Below are 17,662 nucleotides of genomic sequence, written 5' to 3' on the forward strand. Positions count from 1 at the left end.
GGACGCTGGGTTTTTAATCAGTTGCGTTAATCATTGAGATAGCGACGGATAGCGCGTAATACCGCATCCGGTTTTTCAGCATGGACCCAGTGACCCGCGCCTGCAATCACATGCGCCCGTGCCTGTGGAAATTGTGCCAGTAAATCATCACGGTACTGCTCGCTAACATACGGAGAATTGCCGCTAGGGATAAACAGGGCAGGGTGATCCCATGCCGGGATTTTCTCCCAACCCACAATATGCGGATACTGATCCCACAATACCGGCACGTTAAAGCGCCACTCCCCGTCAACAAAAGATTTCAACAGAAACTGAATCACCCCTTCTTCATTAAGATGCTGGCGCATTATTGCTGCTGCTTGCTGGCGAGTTTGTGCGTCCGATTCACTGACCGCGTTGATAGCCGCGAAAATCTCATCATGACGGCGTACGTGATAGTCGACCGGTGCGATATCGATCGCCACCAGTTTATCGATGCGATCGCGGGCCAGTGCCGTAAGTGCCATTACCGCTTTACCGCCCATGGAGTGACCGATAAATGTTGCTTTGTCGATCTGCTGTGCATCCAGAGTATCAACAAGATCCTGCGCCATCGCCGGGTAATTCATTACCGGATCTCTCGGTGAAAGACCGTGGTTACGCATATCAACCTGGATGATATTGTGATCGTTTACCAGATCGCGAGCCAGTACGCCAAGGTTGTCGAGGCTACCAAACAGACCATGGACAAGAACGATGGGAGAATTATTGTGCTGGTTTTGTGCAGTTTGCGCGCGGATATTCAATTTCATGGCAAAGTTCTTTTTTTCGCGTTGTCGGGTTAGGGTATTATGTTGACCATTGTGCCACAGGGCTGCAACAAATAAGGTTTATTCCGAGTTTTTCTGCAAGCCAGGCTTGACGCAATCCGCTGCCGGGATTTATTCATATACTCTTGGCGACTTGTATTCAGCTAAGACACTGCACTGGATTAAGATGAAAACGATTGAAGTTGATGATGAACTCTACAGCTATATTGCCAGCCACACTAAGCATATCGGCGAGAGCGCATCCGACATTTTACGGCGTATGTTGAAATTTTCCGCCGCATCACAGCCTGCTGCTCCGGTGACGAAAGAGGTTCGCGTTGCGTCACCTGCTATCGTCGAAGCGAAGCCGGTCAAAACGATTAAAGACAAGGTTCGCGCAATGCGTGAACTTCTGCTTTCTGACGAATACGCAGAGCAAAAGCGAGCGGTCAATCGCTTTATGCTGCTGTTGTCTACACTATATTCTCTTGACGCCCAGGCGTTTGCCGAAGCAACGGAATCGTTGCACGGTCGTACACGCGTTTACTTTGCGGCAGATGAACAAACGCTGCTGAAAAATGGTAATCAGACCAAGCCGAAACATGTGCCAGGCACGCCGTATTGGGTGATCACCAACACCAACACCGGCCGTAAATGCAGCATGATCGAACACATCATGCAGTCGATGCAATTCCCGGCGGAATTGATTGAGAAGGTTTGCGGAACTATCTAAAACGTTGCAGACAAAGGACAAAGCAATGGCAATCCACAATCGTGCAGGCCAACCTGCACAACAGAGTGATTTGATTAACGTCGCCCAACTGACGGCGCAATATTATGTACTGAAACCAGAAGCAGGGAATGCGGAGCACGCGGTGAAATTCGGTACTTCCGGTCACCGTGGCAGTGCAGCGCGCCACAGCTTTAACGAGCCGCACATTCTGGCGATCGCTCAGGCAATTGCTGAAGAACGTGCGAAAAACGGCATCACTGGCCCTTGCTATGTGGGTAAAGATACTCACGCCCTGTCCGAGCCTGCGTTCATTTCCGTACTGGAAGTGCTGGCAGCGAACGGCGTTGATGTCATTGTGCAGGAAAACAATGGCTTCACTCCAACGCCTGCCGTTTCCAATGCCATCCTGGTTCACAATAAAAAAGGTGGTCCGCTGGCAGACGGTATCGTGATTACACCGTCCCATAACCCGCCGGAAGATGGTGGTATCAAGTACAATCCGCCAAATGGTGGCCCGGCTGATACCAACGTCACCAAAGTGGTGGAAGACAGGGCCAACGCACTGCTGGCCGATGGCCTGAAAGGCGTGAAGCGTATCTCCCTCGACGAAGCGATGGCATCCGGTCATGTGAAAGAGCAGGATCTGGTGCAGCCGTTTGTGGAAGGTCTGGCCGATATCGTTGATATGGCGGCGATTCAGAAAGCGGGCCTGACGCTGGGCGTTGATCCGCTGGGCGGTTCCGGTATCGAATACTGGAAGCGTATTGGCGAGTATTACAACCTCAACCTGACCATCGTTAACGATCAGGTCGATCAAACCTTCCGCTTTATGCACCTTGATAAAGACGGCGCGATCCGTATGGACTGCTCCTCCGAGTGTGCGATGGCGGGCCTGCTGGCACTGCGTGATAAGTTCGATCTGGCGTTTGCTAACGACCCGGATTATGACCGTCACGGTATCGTCACTCCGGCAGGTTTGATGAATCCGAACCACTACCTGGCGGTGGCGATCAACTACCTGTTCCAGCATCGTCCGCAGTGGGGCAAAGATGTTGCTGTCGGTAAAACGCTGGTTTCTTCTGCGATGATCGACCGTGTGGTCAATGACTTGGGCCGCAAGCTGGTAGAAGTCCCGGTAGGTTTCAAATGGTTTGTTGATGGTCTGTTCGACGGCAGCTTCGGCTTTGGCGGCGAAGAGAGCGCAGGGGCTTCCTTCCTGCGTTTCGACGGCACGCCGTGGTCCACCGACAAAGACGGCATCATCATGTGTCTGCTGGCGGCGGAAATCACCGCTGTCACCGGTAAGAACCCGCAGGAACACTACAACGAACTGGCAAAACGCTTTGGTGCGCCGAGCTACAACCGTTTGCAGGCAGCTGCGACTTCCGCACAAAAAGCGGCGCTGTCTAAGCTGTCTCCGGAAATGGTGAGCGCCAGCACCCTGGCAGGCGACCCGATCACCGCGCGCCTGACGGCGGCACCGGGCAATGGTGCTTCTATCGGCGGTCTGAAAGTGATGACTGACAACGGCTGGTTCGCCGCGCGTCCGTCAGGCACGGAAGACGCATATAAGATCTACTGCGAAAGCTTCCTCGGTGAAGAACATCGCAAGCAGATTGAGAAAGAAGCGGTTGAGATTGTTAGCGAAGTTCTGAAAAACGCGTAAACACATTAAATAAGAAAAAGGGTGGTCGGAAGATCGCCCTTTTTTACGTATGACAAACACAGAATTGCCTGATGCGCTACGCTTATCAGGCCTACGAGGATGGTGCAATATATTGAATTTACGAGATTTTGTAGGCCGGATAAGGCGTTCACGCCGCATCCGGCAAAAACAACGAACACTTTGTCAACAAACTGAGTAGCTCAAGGAAATCCCAATGAAGACCAACAGGAGTCTGGTCGTCATAGTGTCACTAATTACCGCCACATTACTGCTGACTGCATGCGCCCAACCTGAACAATCATCATTAGCTGGCGACTGGTTACTGACCCCTAAAGATAAAACCAGAGGATTAACGGGTAGCATTGCGGTAAATATTGCACCTTCCCGGTGTAAGACAAATTGCCGTGGTGATAACTTACCTGATAATACCCGCCGCTGGCAGTTGTCAGGCGGGAACGAAAAAGAACTTACTTATCTTCATAATATGTCAGCACAAGAAAAGGTCGGTTTAAATCCCGGTTGGCAATGCTACACCTCATTTTTTATGCGGGTTTGCCAGGGCAAGCCCGGCACTCGACCGATAGTCAATGAGGATTATGTCAGCGAAAGCGGATTTTTTGGCTCGATGATGCATGTCGGGATTATTGAGTTACGACGCTGCCAGTCAGAAAATTGCCAGCAAGAATTGAAAGCGATAAATACACATTAAAATAGTGAGTCCGGGAATGAAACCCGGACCTGAACATGTCTTATTGCGTGAATGTTTCTTTCATTTGATACTGCATTTCCCAGAGTTCAGTAAGCGAAATAACTTTTCTTGTTCTTGCTTCTTCACTTTGTACCCATAAGAAAGGGTAGAACGTGAAGGCTTCCGTTGCCGATAATTTTATTACGTCTTCTCGCCATTGCTGCCATCGTACATTTTCATAGAAGGTATCTAAATCACCGGATAATGCCCACTGAAGAAACTCAGAATATCCAACTTCCAGACTTTCCCAATTCAGCGTATCTGGCGCAAAATAATAAACGCAGCCAGTATCTTCCCCAAGATCGCCACCATTAAGAGCAAAAATTCCCCCTGCGACATCGTCAGCGATGGGTAAAGCCCGCACGCCTGCGAATTCAGGGCGTTGTGTCCAACTTACTGGATCTCGTGGCAACCGGGGGTGACCAGATCCTGCTATGCGTAACCAACCATTATCAATCAGCAGACCTCCGGAGCCATAGACAAGCGCACCCATCGGTGATTTTGTTGTCACCTGTAATTGATAAAGTGCGGTTTCGGCTAAATTTTTATTAACCGGTAAGAGTTCGGTATGGTTTGTGGCGTCTTTTAACCAGTTCTGGATTATTGGCCAGGCTGAATCTTCAGTATTTACTAACTGATTCATTTCACGCATCGCTACTTGCTCCTTGTGTGCTACGGTGTCATTTATGATGAGGAATTGTATGGAACATTTTTTAAATATTAAGTTCCTTATATTTGAATAAAAAATGACTTTATCCATACATTGCCACTTTTTTCAAAGCATAAACCGATACCCAATACCGGTTTCAGTAATAAAATGGCGAGGCCGGGCCGGGCCGGGCCGGGCCGGATCCTGTTCCAGTTTTTGTCGCAGATGCCCCATATAATTACGCAAATAGTTGCTGTGTTCGATCGCGTTTAGACCCTACATCTGCCGGATGCGGCATAAATAACGAACTATTTGCCAACAAACAGAAAGGGCGATCATTCAATCGCCCTTTTTTACTTTGTTTTATTAACCGTGTTTATTTTTCAGTTCAAAGCATGGTGATACCAGACCATACAGTGTCCAACCAAGGAAGGTCACGATAGAACCGTACAGCATGGCTTCTTCCCCGGATGAGTACAGCGCATAGAAACTGTACATCGCACCAACAAAGGCAACAAAGTTTGCTACTTTCGCTTTTGAGGGGGGCACATTAGCGACCTTCTGAATAATGACTAATGCCGCCATTGACAGAATATACGGAATGATATTGGTCACCACGGCCAGGTTAACCAGCACGTTGAACTGGCTGTTCAGTGACGGGCTAATGGTCATCAGTGCCAATCCACTCTGAATAATCACAATGGTCAACATTCCCTGCACCGGTGCATCCACTTTGGTTACACGGGAGAAAATTTTAGGGAAGTAGCCTTCATCAGATGAAGATTTAAACACCTGGGCAATGGTGAACTGCCAGCCAAGCAGTGAACCGCAGCAGGACATCACCATCAGCGCCATAATGACTTTACCCACTTCTGGTGTGAACATCTGTGCGAAAGCCAGGCCAAATGGTGCCGTTGAATTTGCCAGCTCCATATTAGGCACAATCCCGGCAATCACGTTGGTGGAGACGATATAAATCACCGCCGCACCTAAAGTACCGCCAAGAACTGCAATCGGCACGTTACGTTCCGGGTTTTCCACTACTTCGGCGTTGGCACAGGCTGACTCCAGACCGAGGAAAGCCCACAACGTCATGGCGATGGAAGAACCTACAGCGCTAAAGAACGGCACATGGTGCGGGTTCCATGAGTTAGCGTACAGCGTCGGACTAAACCAGAACCAGCCAATAATGCACAGACCGACGACCGGAATAATGACTCCCCACACAGTAATGCTACTGATTTGCCCGGTAATGCGCGCACCACCAAAGTTAGCCACGGTACAAATCCACAGCACTCCGATGGTCGCAAGACCAATCTGCACTGGCGACAAACTCGCGCCGAGCAGTTCGGTGCCGTAACCAACCGCCGAAATAGCAATCGCGACGTTAGCAATCAGCAGCGAGACACCGTAGGTGTAGTTCGCCATAAAATTGCCGGACTTACCGAAAGCATACTCCGCATAACCGCCCATACCGCCTGATTTACGGCTGAACATACCGCATTTTGCGAATGCCCATGCCAGTGCCATTGAGCCTACGGCTGTCACCAGCCAGGAGATAATTGAGATTGTCCCAACTTCGGCAAGCTTTGTCGGCAGCATGATGATACCGGAGCCCATCATGTTGACCATCGTCAGTATGGTTAACTGAACGACGCCCATTTTGTTCGATTTAGCCTGACTCATAATTTTTCCCCTTTCAACAGGGTGCTTTGCGCATCACGAGGCTTGATGACATAGCACCAAACTTGCTTACGACCATCATGTTCTTCGATATAGACACCCTGCAGCTCCGGTGCAAAACCTGGCAGCAGGTTGATCCCTTCTTCCAGAGCGCTGAAGTAACGCAAAACAGCACCACCCCAGATTTCACCCGGAACAACACACAGCACACCCGGAGGATAAGGAAGCGCACCTTCGGCAGCGATACGGCCTTCGGCATCCGGCAGACGAACCAGCTCCACTTCACCGCGTAAATAGGCGTAGTTGGCTTCTTGTGGATTCATGCTTACGCGTGGGAAGTGTTCCTTACGGAACATCTCTTTTTGCGGTTGTTTCACGTTGTGACGGGCATACAAATCATGCATTTCCTGGCACAACTGACGAAGGGTATAACCGGCGTAGCGCTCTTCATGCTGTTTGTAGATGGAAGGCAGCACTTCTGCTAATGGCGCGTCGGACTCAAGCAGTTTTTCGAAGCGTACCAGCAGGGCAACAAGTTGCTGAAGTTTGGCCATATATTCTGCCGGAGTCAGCAGGAAGAGGATGGAGTTAAGATTGCATTTTTCCGGCACTACGCCATTTTCGCGCAGGAAGTTAGCAAGAATCGTCGCGGGTACACCGAACGCTTCATATTCGCCGTTACGTGCATCAATACCTGGGGTTGTCAGCAACAGTTTGCATGGATCGACAAAGTATTGATTCTCTGCATAGCCTTCAAAAGAGTGCCAGTGTTCCCCTGGTACAAACTGGAAGAAGCGCAGATCAACCGCAATTTGCGCTGTTTCATACGACTGCCAGGGTTTACCATCCACTAGTTCAGGTACGAACGGACGAATATGCTGACAGTTATCGAGGATCAGCTTGCGGGCATTAATGCCATTTACCACACAATCCATCCACATATTACGACCGCTGACACCTTCATGCATTTTGGCGTTGATATCCAGTGCGGCAAACAGCGGATAGAACGGGCTGGTGGAGGCATGCATCATAAAGGCGTTGTTCATGCGTTTGTGCGGTACATAACGCTGTTGCCCTTTGATGTGGCTGTCTTTTTTATGGATTTGTGAAGTTTGAGAAAAACCAGCCTGCTGTTTATGCACAGATTGCGTAACCAGAATGCCCGGATCGTTCTCATTAAGATCCAGCAACAGCGGTGAACAGTCAGCCATCATCGGGATAAATTGCTCATAGCCGACCCATGCGGAGTCAAACAGAATGTAGTCACACAGATGACCAATTTTATCCACCACCTGGCGGGCGTTATAAATCGTACCGTCGTAGGTGCCTAGCTGAATAACGGCGAGGCGGAAAGGACGAGCCTCTTTTGTCCGCTGCGGTGCGACTTCCGCGATCAGCTCACGCAGGTAACTTTCTTCAAAACAGTGCGCATCAATGCCACCGATAAAGCCATACGGGTTACGTGCGGTTTCCAGATAAACCGGTGTTGCACCAGCCTGTAGCAACGCTCCGTGGTGGTTAGATTTGTGGTTATTGCGGTCAAACAGCACCAGATCACCCGGTGTCAGCAGGGCGTTTAAAACCACTTTGTTAGAAGATGAAGTGCCATTTAGAACGAAGTATGTTTTATCGGCATTGAACACTTTTGCCGCATGTTGCTGTGCAATGCATGGCGCGCCTTCGTGAATCAGCAGATCACCCATTGCTACGTCTGCGTTGCACAAGTCGGAACGGAACAGCGCCTCACCAAAGTATTCCACAAACTGATTCCCCGCCGGATGGCGACGGAAAAATTCGCCGCCCTGATGACCAGGGCAATCAAACGCGCTGTTACCTTGATTGACATAATCGACCAGTGCGCGGAAGAAAGGTGGGCGCAGTTGAGTTTCATAATGGCTGGCAGCGGTTTCTAACTGACGACCATAAAATTCTCGTCGCGATTCGCAATTCTCAAAGACACCCGAAATACGGGGCAAATACTCTGCGGGTACACGTTCTTGATTTTCAGTAGCAATAAATACCGGGATGCCATAACCCGTGGCATCGATTTCATCGAGTTTTCCGCATGTAACATCGTTGAGCGATAAAACGATTGCCGCCACATCGATATTACGACTTTCATTAATGTAGATACATTCTCGCTGCGTGGTAAAACAGTCCGGGCAAGAATCACTAACCGCAATTTTTAATTTTGACATTTTTCATCTCTTTATTTTAGGTAATAGCAGGTCCTCAATTTCTCGAATGAGAAATCGATCGTGCCGGAAAAAAGCAAAGTTACCCCGCTGATAAATAAATCAGGTAGATTGCTTTTTTCAGAATGCAGAAACCCTTACCAGTCCGGTGGCTGATAATACAAGGGTTAACAGAGAATGAGCACTGCGGAATACAGGCATATGCCTGTAATACAGAGAGTCAGGAAGACCTGTACGCTGAAGTGCCCTTAGTCGGTAGACTAACGGGCATTGAAGAAGTGAAAGTCGAAGCTATTGCGATGAGCAAACTTCATAATATGAGTTGTCCGCCTTATATGGGGCATAGTGCGGCTGTTATTTTCCATTTAATTTACCTTTCCTGATGTGAATGAAGGTGAAGATATTCTATCCAGGAAATACGGTTGAACTGTGAAGGTGATCAATAAAAAATGATCAATCTTAATTTATTTAATGATGAGCTTTTTACTCAGTAATATAAAATATTGAATTGTTATTTTTGTGTGTTGTTTAAGATAAAAAGCCGTATTTATTATTACGGCTTTAATTAATAAAAGGCAGGCTGTATTAAAATTAATATTCAAAGCATAAACCGATAGCCAATACCGGTTTCAGTAATGAAATGGCGTGGGCGGGCGGGATCCTGTTCCAGTTTTTGTCGCAGATGTCTCATATAAATACGCAAATAGTGACTGTGTTCGACCGCGTTTGGCCCCCACACCTGGTTAAGGAGCTGGCGCTGGGTGAGTACTTTTCCGGCATTGTTGAGCAGCACCGCCAGCAGGTGGAACTCAATTGGTGTGAGATGCACCTCTTCCTCACCCCGGTGAATCACGCGGGCGGCTAAATCGACGGTAACATCGGAAAATTTCACCAGCGGATCGGGCGCGGCGGTGGCGGAGTGGCGGCGTAAAGCGACGCGCAGACGGGCCTGCAATTCGCCAATGCCAAACGGCTTACTCAGATAATCATCCGCTCCGGCATCCAGCGCGGCGATTTTGTCGCTCTCTTCGCTGCGTGCGGAAAGCACAATCACCGGCACCGCGCTCCACTGGCGCAGGTCGCGGATAAACTCAATCCCATCACCATCGGGCAGGCCGAGATCGAGAATAATCAAATCTGGCTTACGGGTAGCCGCTTCCAGCAAGCCGCGTTGCAGCGTTTCGGCCTCATAGACGCGCATCCCGTCGCCCTCCAGCGCCGTGCGCAGAAAGCGACGAATAGCCTGTTCATCTTCAACAATCAGAACGTTTGTCACATATCCTCATGAAATTCTTCAAGTTCAGGGGCAGTTTGCTGGGGAAGTGTAACACGAAAACAGGCACCACCTTCCGGTCGGTTGAACGCGGTAATAGTGCCCCCGTGTACATCCACTATCGCCCGACAGATTGCCAGTCCAAGCCCTACCCCCGGTACTGCCGACTCTTTATTCCCGCGAGCAAACTTATCAAATATCGTCTGCTCCTGGCCTGGCGGAAGACCGGGGCCGTTATCCCAGACATCCAGTTGTAGATTTTCGCCCTCAACGTGGGCATCGATACCAATTTCGGCCTGCGCACCCGCATATTTCACCGCGTTCTCCAGCAGATTAATCAGCACCCGTTCAAAGAGTGGCCCGTCAACGTGGATTAAGGTCAGCGGTTCTGGCAGAGAAAGATTGATGGGCGACGATAAACCCGGTTCCAGCATTTGCAGCGCGCTACCGACCACTTCTTCCAGCGTTAACCACTCTTTCTTCAAATTAAAGCCGCCGGACTGAATTCGCGCCATATCCAGTAGATTATTCACCAGTCGGGTAGTGTTCAGCACATGCTGACGAATCTCGCTGGCCTGGCGGGCGTGGGGCGATCCTTCGCTTGCCAGATCGAGCGTTAAGATTTCTGCCTGACCGAACAGCACCGTGAGCGGCGTGCGTAAATCATGCGAAAGCGCTGCCAGCAGGGCGTTGCGGATCTGTTCACGTTCGCTTGCCATCCGCGCCTGTTCTTCGCTGGCGGTTAGCGTCAGCCGCTCAAGGGCATTGGCGACTAACAGCGTAAACGTCTCCAGCAGGCGCTGCTGTTCCGGGATCATCAACTGGCGCAGATTCCCCGGCTCCACCACCACCAGCCCGTAGGTTTTCTCGCCGCTTTTTAGCGGCAAAATCTGGTACGGTACACCGGGTAACGTGTCGGTGCCCGCGCCCGCAGGCAGGCCTTTATCAAAACTCCACTGCGCGATGGTATCGTCCCATGGCGTCATTCCTTGCGGATGTGTTAACGGCTGCAATTTACCGTTGTCATCGGGCAACAACACCTGACTGCGGGCATGAAACGTGGAGGCAATAAATTGTTCGATGGTGGCGGCGATGTCCTGCGGACTGCGGCCCACCGCCAGAGCTTTCGACATTTCATATAAGTGCCGTGTGCGTTGCTCGCGGTAACGGGCTACCCGCGCCTGATAACGCACGCCAGCAGTAAGGTTCCCGATCACCAGCCCGACGGTTAACATCACTGCGAAGGTCAGCAGATATTGCACATCAGAGACGGCGAGCGTGCCGCGTGGGGCGATAAAAAAGAGATCGAAACTCACCACATTAATGACGGTAGCAACCACCGAAGGCCAGCGTCCATAAAATAGCGCCACCACCACCACGCCAAGCAGATACAGCATCACCAGGTTGGCGGCATCAAACGCCATCAGCCACTGCATGGCAATTAAAGTGATAACGGCGCATAACGCGGCGGCAACCACGCATCCCTGAATCTGTACCCGCCACTTGTCTTTAAAAGAGCGGCTATCCGGCGCGTTGTTAATCGTGCGTGCGGGTGGTTCATCAAGCGCGACCAGCACCTGATCGAGATCGGGGGCGATGCGCGCCAGTCGGTCAGCAAACGTTTCCCGACGCCACCAGCGGCGCGAGGCCGGGCGACCGAGAATAATCTTGCCGAGATTATGTTCACGGGCATAACGCACTACTGCTTTTTCTTCCGCTGGATCAGAAAGTGTTGCCGTCTCCGCGCCCAGCTCCTGCGCCAGACGTAAGGCGCTGAGAATTGCCCGACGTTTTTTTTCCGGTAAGCGGTGCAGGGCAGGGGTTTCAACATACACCGCGTGCCAGACGCTACCCAGCCGTGACGCCAGCCGCGCCGCCGCGCGGACCAGCTTCTCACTACCGGTGTTATGGCCGATGCATAAAAGGATCGCGTCGCGCGTGTGCCAGACTTTCTCTTCGCCAGGATGCCCCCGCCAGGCGCGCATTTGCTCATCAACGCGATCGGCAGTACGGCGCAGTGCCAGTTCGCGCAGGGCGATCAGATTGCCTTTGCGGAAAAAATGTTCAATGGCGCGCTCCGCCTGCCCGGCAATATAGACTTTGCCTTCTTTCAGCCGCTGGCGCAGATCGTCCGGGGGCAAGTCCACCAGAACCACGTCGTCGGCGGCATCGAAAAAAGGATCGGGCACGGTTTCACGTACCTGAATTCCGGTGACGCCGCTGACCACATCATTCAGACTTTCCAGATGCTGAACGTTGACGGTAGTGAAAACATCAATGCCTGCTTCCAGCAGCTCTTCGATGTCCTGCCAGCGTTTAGGGTGACGAGAACCTGGCGCATTACTGTGCGCCAGTTCGTCCATTAAGATCAGCGCCGGACGGCGGGCGAGGGCGGCATCGAGGTCAAACTCGCAGATGTGCCGCCCACGGTACGCCAGGCGTTTTGGCGGCAGAACAGCCAGCCCTTCCAGCATTGCGGCGGTATCTTTTCGCCCGTGGGTTTCTACCACGCCAACCACAATATCCAGCCCTTGCGCCCGCAGTCGCTGGGCTTCTGCCAGCATCGCCCAGGTCTTCCCGACGCCTGCACAGGCACCGAAGAAAACTTTCAGCTTCCCCCGATGCGGCGCGGCAGTTTGTTCCAGCAGACGATCGGGGTCGGGACGTAAGGGTTCGTTATTCATCAAGCTTATCCAGCGCCAGATTGAGTTCGACAATGTTGACGACCGGCTGGCCGATATATTTCACCAGCGGTTGTTGGCTGTATTTTGCGATCAGCTGCGTGAGCTGTTCAACGCTGAGATTACGCGCTTTCGCGATGCGTGGGATCTGCCAGGCCGCCGCTTGCGGGGTGATATTATTGTCCAGCCCGCTTGCCGATGCCGTCACCAGTTCAACCGGAACGTTCGTACTGGCATCCGGGTTAGCGGCCCGTAATGCAGCAACGCGTGCGGCTATTTGTTTATCCAGCTCAGGGTTACTGACCGCCAGATTGCTCCCGCCAGAAGCCTGTGGATTATAGGGCATTTCTGCCGTTGCCGGTAAAATTCTGCCCGATTAATGCCGAACCCCGCACCGTATCACCTTCACGAATCAACGAACCGTTGGCCTGCCAGGGAAACCACCATTGCCCCAGCACGGTGGTCAGCAGCGGGTAAACGCCGCCAGTAATCAATAACAGAAAGATAAATGTCGATAATGCCGGACGTAAGCCACGCATGGTAAACCTCACACCAGACCGCAAACGGTCAGCAGTAAATCAATGACTTTGATACCAATAAACGGCACCAGCAGCCCACCCAGACCGTAAATCCATAAGTTACGGCGCAACATGGCAGAAGCGGTAAGCGGTTTATAACTCACGCCTTTTAACGCCAGAGGAATCAAAAAGACGATAATCAAGGCGTTGAAAATGACTGCACTGAGAATGGCGGAGTCGGGCGAATGCAGGCGCATGATGTTCAGCGCATTTAACTGCGGATACGTTGCCGCGAACGCCGCCGGAATAATGGCGAAGTATTTCGCCACATCGTTGGCAATGCTGAAGGTGGTCAGCGAGCCACGGGTCATCAGCATCTGTTTGCCAATATGCACCACCTCGATCAACTTGGTCGGGTTAGAGTCGAGATCGACCATATTGCCCGCCTCTTTCGCCGCCTGGGTGCCGGAGTTCATCGCCACCGCGACATCTGCTTGCGCCAGCGCCGGAGCATCGTTGGTGCCGTCGCCGGTCATCGCCACCAAACGGCCTTCCGCCTGATACTGACGAATCAATGCCAGCTTGGCCTCCGGTGTCGCTTCGGCGAGAAAATCACCGACGCCCGCTTCCGCAGCAATGGCGGCGGCAGTCAGACGGTTATCGCCGGTAATCATCACCGTTTTAATGCCCATTTTGCGCAGCTGGGCGAAGCGCTCTTTAATACCGCCTTTGACGATATCTTTCAGCGCAATAACGCCCAGCACACGGGAACCTTCCACCACCACCAGCGGCGTGGCCCCCTGACGCGCAACCTGATCGACTTTTTGATCAACATCGGCAGGGAAGTGACCGCCGTTAGCCTCAACATGGCGGCGAATGGCATCGACAGAACCTTTACGGATCATGCGGTTGTCGATGTTGATCCCGCTCATCCGGCTTTGCGCAGTAAACGGTACAAAGGTGGCATGGAGCGACTGCACATCGCGCTCGCGCAGGTTAAAACGTTGCTTGGCGAGGATCACAATACTGCGGCCTTCCGGCGTTTCATCAGCCAGCGAAGCCAGTTGTGCGGCGTCAGCCAGCGTTTTTTCATCCACGCCCTGCGCAGGGATAAACTCCGACGCCTGACGGTTACCGAGTGTGATGGTGCCGGTTTTATCCAGTAGCAGAACGTCAACGTCACCTGCCGCTTCAACTGCACGTCCGCTGGTGGCAATCACATTCGCGCCCAGCATCCGACTCATCCCGGCGACGCCGATCGCTGACAACAGGCCGCCAATAGTGGTTGGGATCAGACAGACCAGCAGCGCCACCAGTACCGTTACACTCACGGCATTACCGCCCCACGCGGAAAACGGCCACAGCGTGGCGGTTGCCAGTAAAAAGACGATGGTCAGAGCAATCAGCAGGATAGTCAGGGCAATCTCGTTCGGTGTTTTGCGTCGCTGTGCGCCTTCCACCATCGCGATCATCCGATCCAGAAATATCTCACCGGGGTTAACGCTACACTCAATCACCAGCCAGTCAGAAAGAATACGCGTGCCGCCGGTGACGGAGGCAAAATCGCCGCCGGATTCACGGATCACCGGTGCCGATTCCCCGGTGATGGCGCTTTCATCGACCGATGCGCCGCCTTCAATGACTTCACCATCGCAGGGGATAATATCGCCAGCTTCTACCAGCACGATGTCACCTTTACGCAGTTGATCGGCAGGAACTTTGTCCGCCGCAGCGCCATATTTCGGCTCACGCAGCTTGCGGGGAAAGGCAGTTTTTTTCACCCCTTTAAGACTGTTGGCCTGCGCTTTACTGCGGCCTTCTGCCAGCGCCTCGGCGAAATTAGCGAACAGTACGGTGACCCACAGCCAGCCGCTAATTGCCGCGCTAAACAGCGCATTGCCAGGCATCGCACCGCTTGCCATCGCGATGCTAATACAGGTGGTCAGCAGACTGCCGATCCAGACGATAAACATCACCGGATTGCGCCATTGCGCCTGCGGGTTTAATTTTTTCACCGCTTCTTTCAGCGCCTGAACGACAAGTGTTGGTTCGAATAGCGCCAGTTGTTTACGACTCATATTCAGTGCTCACTCAATATCATCAGGAGAGATATTCCGCCACCGGACCAAGCGCCAGGGCAGGGATAAAGGTCAGTGCGCCAACCAGCAACACGGTGCCGATTAACGGGCCAACAAACAGCGGGCCGTGCGTTGGCAGCGTGCCGGAGCTGGCGGGTTGGCTCTTTTTACTCACCAGCGAACCGGCAATTGCCATCACCGGGATAATCACCCCGAAGCGACCGACAAACATGCAGAACGCCAGTAAACAGTTCCAGAACGGAGAGTTGGCGCTTAATCCGGCAAAGGCGCTGCCGTTGTTGTTAGCGGCGGACGACACGGCGTACAGCACTTCGCTAAAACCATGCGGGCCAGGGTTAAGCATGGCGCTACGTCCGGCGTCGGTCATCATCGCCAACGCCGCGCCCATCAGTACCAGTGTTGGAGTAACCAGAATCGCCAGTGCAGTCAGTTTCATCTCGCGTACGTCGATTTTTTTACCCAGATATTCCGGTGTACGACCAATCATCAGCCCGGCAATAAACACCGCCAGCAGGACAAACAGCATCATGCCGTAAAGACCAGAACCGACACCGCCGAACACCACTTCACCAATTTGCATTAGCCACATCGGCACCATGCCGCCGAGAGCGGTAAACGAATCATGCATCGCAATCACCGCGCCACAGGACGCCGCCGTAGTCACGACCGCAAACAGGCTACTGACCAGCACGCCGAAACGGCTCTCTTTACCTTCCATATTGATGCTGCTGTCTGCGCCGAGCGCCAGCAGATGAGGATTACCCTGAACTTCTGCCCACATAACCACGCCTACGCAGATGACAAAAATCACTGACATCGCCCACAGCAACATGCGCCCCTGGCGGCGATCGCCCGTCACTTCACCAAAGGCAAAGCACAGAGCTGTTGGGATGCCAGCATCTGCACGAAGTTGGTCAGTGCGGTTGGGTTTTCAAACGGATGCGACGAGTTGGCATTAAAGAAGCCACCGCCGTTAGTACCGAGCATCTTGATCGCTTCCTGAGAAGCTACTGGTCCCATGGGTAACAGCTGTTGCGCTCCTTCAACGGTATTCACTGCCTGATAGGGCAGAAAGTTTTGCAGCGCACCTTGTTGAATAAAAAACAGTGCGATCAACAACGCCACAGGGACTAGCACCCATAACGTGATGCGTAGCAGATCGACCCAGGCATTCCCGAGTGTGCTCATGCTCTGGCGAGTAAACGCACGGATGAAGGCAAAAATCACCGCAATCCCGCTGGCGGCAGAAAGAAAGTTTTGTACCGTTAAGCCTGCCATCTGGCTGAAATAGCTCAACGTGGTTTCACCGCTATAAGATTGCCAGTTGGTATTCGTGACAAAGCTGACGGCGGTATTCAGCGCCAGATCCCACGACAGCCCCGGCAACTGCTGTGGATTAAGCGGCAGATAGTGCTGACCGAGCAACATAAAAAACAGCACCGCCAGCCCCAGCATGTTCAGGCCGAGAATGGCACAAAGATATTGCTTCCAGTTCATCTCATGGTCAGAGACGCCAGGTAAACGAAAGAGTATACGTTCAACGCCCGCTGTACCTGGAAGAGGAATGTCATTAATCAGCCGCGCCAGCCCGCTGCCTAAAGGACGCGCCAGCACCATTAATACCAGTAAAAACGTGGCAATCAGTAAGAACCCTTGCGCAGCCATCAGAACGCCTCCGCATTGATCAGGGCATAAACCAAATAACCCAGTAATAAAAACACCAGCAACACGCCGGCTATCACGCCTGCACTCACAGTGCACCTCCAGTGGCCTAAAAGTGATACCGGAAGAGTAGAATTCTGGCTGCAAAGATTTCGCAAAAATCTGCGGGCGGGGTGTAAAAAAAGTATAAAAATGGCAAAAGCCATGATTTAACTAATGTTTAGCATTAATTTAACTTTTGTGTGACTTAATTGCAGAGTGAATGTAAATAAACCATCAATAAGCAAAAATAAGTGGTCGGATGAGTAGTAAAATTACACAAAAGGCGGTACTATTTTCATCAGATAAACAAATTCATTTTTCCGGTGCTATTCACCGGGTAGATACAAAAGGGGGAGAAAAGTATGGAACTCTACAGAGAATATCCTGCATGGCTTATCTTTTTACGCCGTACATATGCGGTTGCAGCGGGCGTTCTGGCGCTGCCTTTCATGCTTTTCTGGAAAGACCGCGCCCGCTTTTACAGCTACCTGCACCGCGTCTGGTCGAAAACCAGCGATAAACCGGTTTGGATGGAACAGGCCGAAAAGGCAACCGGTGATTTTTACTGATTGCCGAGTTTTGAATACATTGAAAACCGCTAGTGGAGATGCTGGCGGTTTTTTTATTAGGAAGATGTTCAGGTAAATATTTAGATATGGTATTACCCAGCTGAAATATATTCAGGAAAAATATATAAATATTTTCCTAATTGTTTCTATCTGATGGATATCTCACTTAAGGCTTTCTTATAAATCTGTAGGGTTTTGCCTGTCAGCGGACAAATAACCCGATAAAACAAGGATGAGAAATGAGCGGAAAACCGGCAGCGCGTCAGGGCGACATGACGCAGTATGGCGGTAGCATTGTTCAGGGTTCAGCCGGGGTGCGCATTGGTGCCCCCACCGGCGTGGCCTGTTCGGTGTGC

The 17,662-nt window shown here is 51.8% G+C and carries 14 protein-coding genes and 3 pseudogenes; 5 read left to right on the forward strand and 12 right to left on the reverse strand.

The window, feature by feature from the left end:
- Positions 1–26 precede the first annotated feature (26 nt).
- Positions 27–791, reverse strand: coding sequence for an esterase (ybfF, locus tag BGK49_RS24690; RefSeq protein WP_000773287.1), 765 nt, complete (start codon positions 789–791; stop codon positions 27–29).
- Between the two features lie 184 nt (positions 792–975).
- Between ybfF and seqA the strand changes: the two genes are divergently transcribed.
- From seqA to BGK49_RS24705, 3 genes are all read left to right on the forward strand, one after another.
- Positions 976–1,521 (forward strand): replication initiation negative regulator SeqA, encoded by a 546-nt coding sequence (seqA, locus tag BGK49_RS24695; protein ID WP_000848387.1) that lies wholly within the window; start codon positions 976–978, stop codon positions 1,519–1,521.
- A 25-nt stretch (positions 1,522–1,546) separates the two neighbouring features.
- Positions 1,547–3,187 (forward strand): phosphoglucomutase (alpha-D-glucose-1,6-bisphosphate-dependent), encoded by a 1,641-nt coding sequence (gene pgm, locus BGK49_RS24700; RefSeq protein WP_001297249.1) that lies wholly within the window; start codon positions 1,547–1,549, stop codon positions 3,185–3,187.
- 214 nt (positions 3,188–3,401) lie between these two features.
- Positions 3,402–3,896: a hypothetical protein gene (locus BGK49_RS24705; RefSeq protein ID WP_000856355.1), complete on the forward strand. Its 495-nt coding sequence runs from the start codon at positions 3,402–3,404 to the stop codon at positions 3,894–3,896.
- A 40-nt stretch (positions 3,897–3,936) separates the two neighbouring features.
- Here the strand turns inward: BGK49_RS24705 and BGK49_RS24710 are convergent, their stop codons facing one another.
- From BGK49_RS24710 to kdpF, 11 genes and pseudogenes are all read right to left on the reverse strand, one after another.
- Complete coding sequence (locus BGK49_RS24710; protein ID WP_001208817.1) at positions 3,937–4,587, reverse strand: DUF2625 domain-containing protein; 651 nt, start codon at positions 4,585–4,587, stop codon at positions 3,937–3,939.
- Positions 4,588–4,710: 123 nt separating this feature from the next.
- Positions 4,711–4,860: pseudogene (locus BGK49_RS28805) on the reverse strand (hypothetical protein); the annotation flags it as partial.
- Between the two features lie 90 nt (positions 4,861–4,950).
- Positions 4,951–6,270, reverse strand: coding sequence for a putrescine-ornithine antiporter (potE, locus tag BGK49_RS24715; protein WP_000075830.1), 1,320 nt, complete (start codon positions 6,268–6,270; stop codon positions 4,951–4,953).
- A complete protein-coding gene (gene speF / locus BGK49_RS24720) occupies positions 6,267–8,465 on the reverse strand; it encodes an ornithine decarboxylase SpeF (protein WP_000040203.1) in 2,199 nt (732 codons plus the stop codon). The genes potE and speF overlap by 4 nt, the downstream gene beginning before the upstream one ends.
- 257 nt (positions 8,466–8,722) lie before the next feature.
- Positions 8,723–8,827, reverse strand: a complete 105-nt coding sequence (locus tag BGK49_RS31355) for a leader peptide SpeFL (protein ID WP_211180488.1) — start codon at positions 8,825–8,827, stop codon at positions 8,723–8,725.
- A gap of 233 nt (positions 8,828–9,060) precedes the next feature.
- Entirely contained in the window at positions 9,061–9,738 is a 678-nt protein-coding gene (kdpE, locus tag BGK49_RS24730; RefSeq protein WP_000186098.1) for a two-component system response regulator KdpE, read from the reverse strand.
- Complete coding sequence (kdpD, locus tag BGK49_RS24735; RefSeq protein ID WP_005026980.1) at positions 9,735–12,419, reverse strand: two-component system sensor histidine kinase KdpD; 2,685 nt, start codon at positions 12,417–12,419, stop codon at positions 9,735–9,737. The genes kdpE and kdpD overlap by 4 nt, the downstream gene beginning before the upstream one ends.
- Positions 12,412–12,955 (reverse strand): annotated as a pseudogene (gene kdpC / locus BGK49_RS24740) (K(+)-transporting ATPase subunit C). The gene kdpD and the pseudogene kdpC overlap by 8 nt, the downstream one beginning before the upstream one ends.
- A gap of 8 nt (positions 12,956–12,963) precedes the next feature.
- Positions 12,964–15,012 (reverse strand): potassium-transporting ATPase subunit KdpB, encoded by a 2,049-nt coding sequence (gene kdpB, locus BGK49_RS24745; protein ID WP_000087988.1) that lies wholly within the window; start codon positions 15,010–15,012, stop codon positions 12,964–12,966.
- Positions 15,013–15,034: 22 nt separating this feature from the next.
- A pseudogene (gene kdpA, locus BGK49_RS24750) lies at positions 15,035–16,698 on the reverse strand (potassium-transporting ATPase subunit KdpA).
- Positions 16,698–16,787 (reverse strand): K(+)-transporting ATPase subunit F, encoded by a 90-nt coding sequence (gene kdpF, locus BGK49_RS24755; RefSeq protein WP_001365534.1) that lies wholly within the window; start codon positions 16,785–16,787, stop codon positions 16,698–16,700. Before kdpF ends, kdpA begins: the two are co-directional and overlap by 1 nt.
- A 312-nt stretch (positions 16,788–17,099) precedes the next feature.
- On the opposite strand from kdpF, the gene BGK49_RS24760 reads away from it, so the two are divergent.
- On the forward strand, positions 17,100–17,306 hold the full coding sequence (locus BGK49_RS24760) for a YbfA family protein (protein WP_000424925.1): 207 nt from the start codon (positions 17,100–17,102) through the stop codon (positions 17,304–17,306).
- Between the two features lie 239 nt (positions 17,307–17,545).
- Positions 17,546–17,662, forward strand: a 117-nt coding sequence (locus BGK49_RS31830; RefSeq protein ID WP_001740275.1) for a hypothetical protein, incomplete at its 3' end; no start/stop codon positions are given.

This window comes from Shigella sp. FC1544 (assembly GCF_001722145.1).
GTDB lineage: Bacteria > Pseudomonadota > Gammaproteobacteria > Enterobacterales > Enterobacteriaceae > Escherichia > Escherichia coli.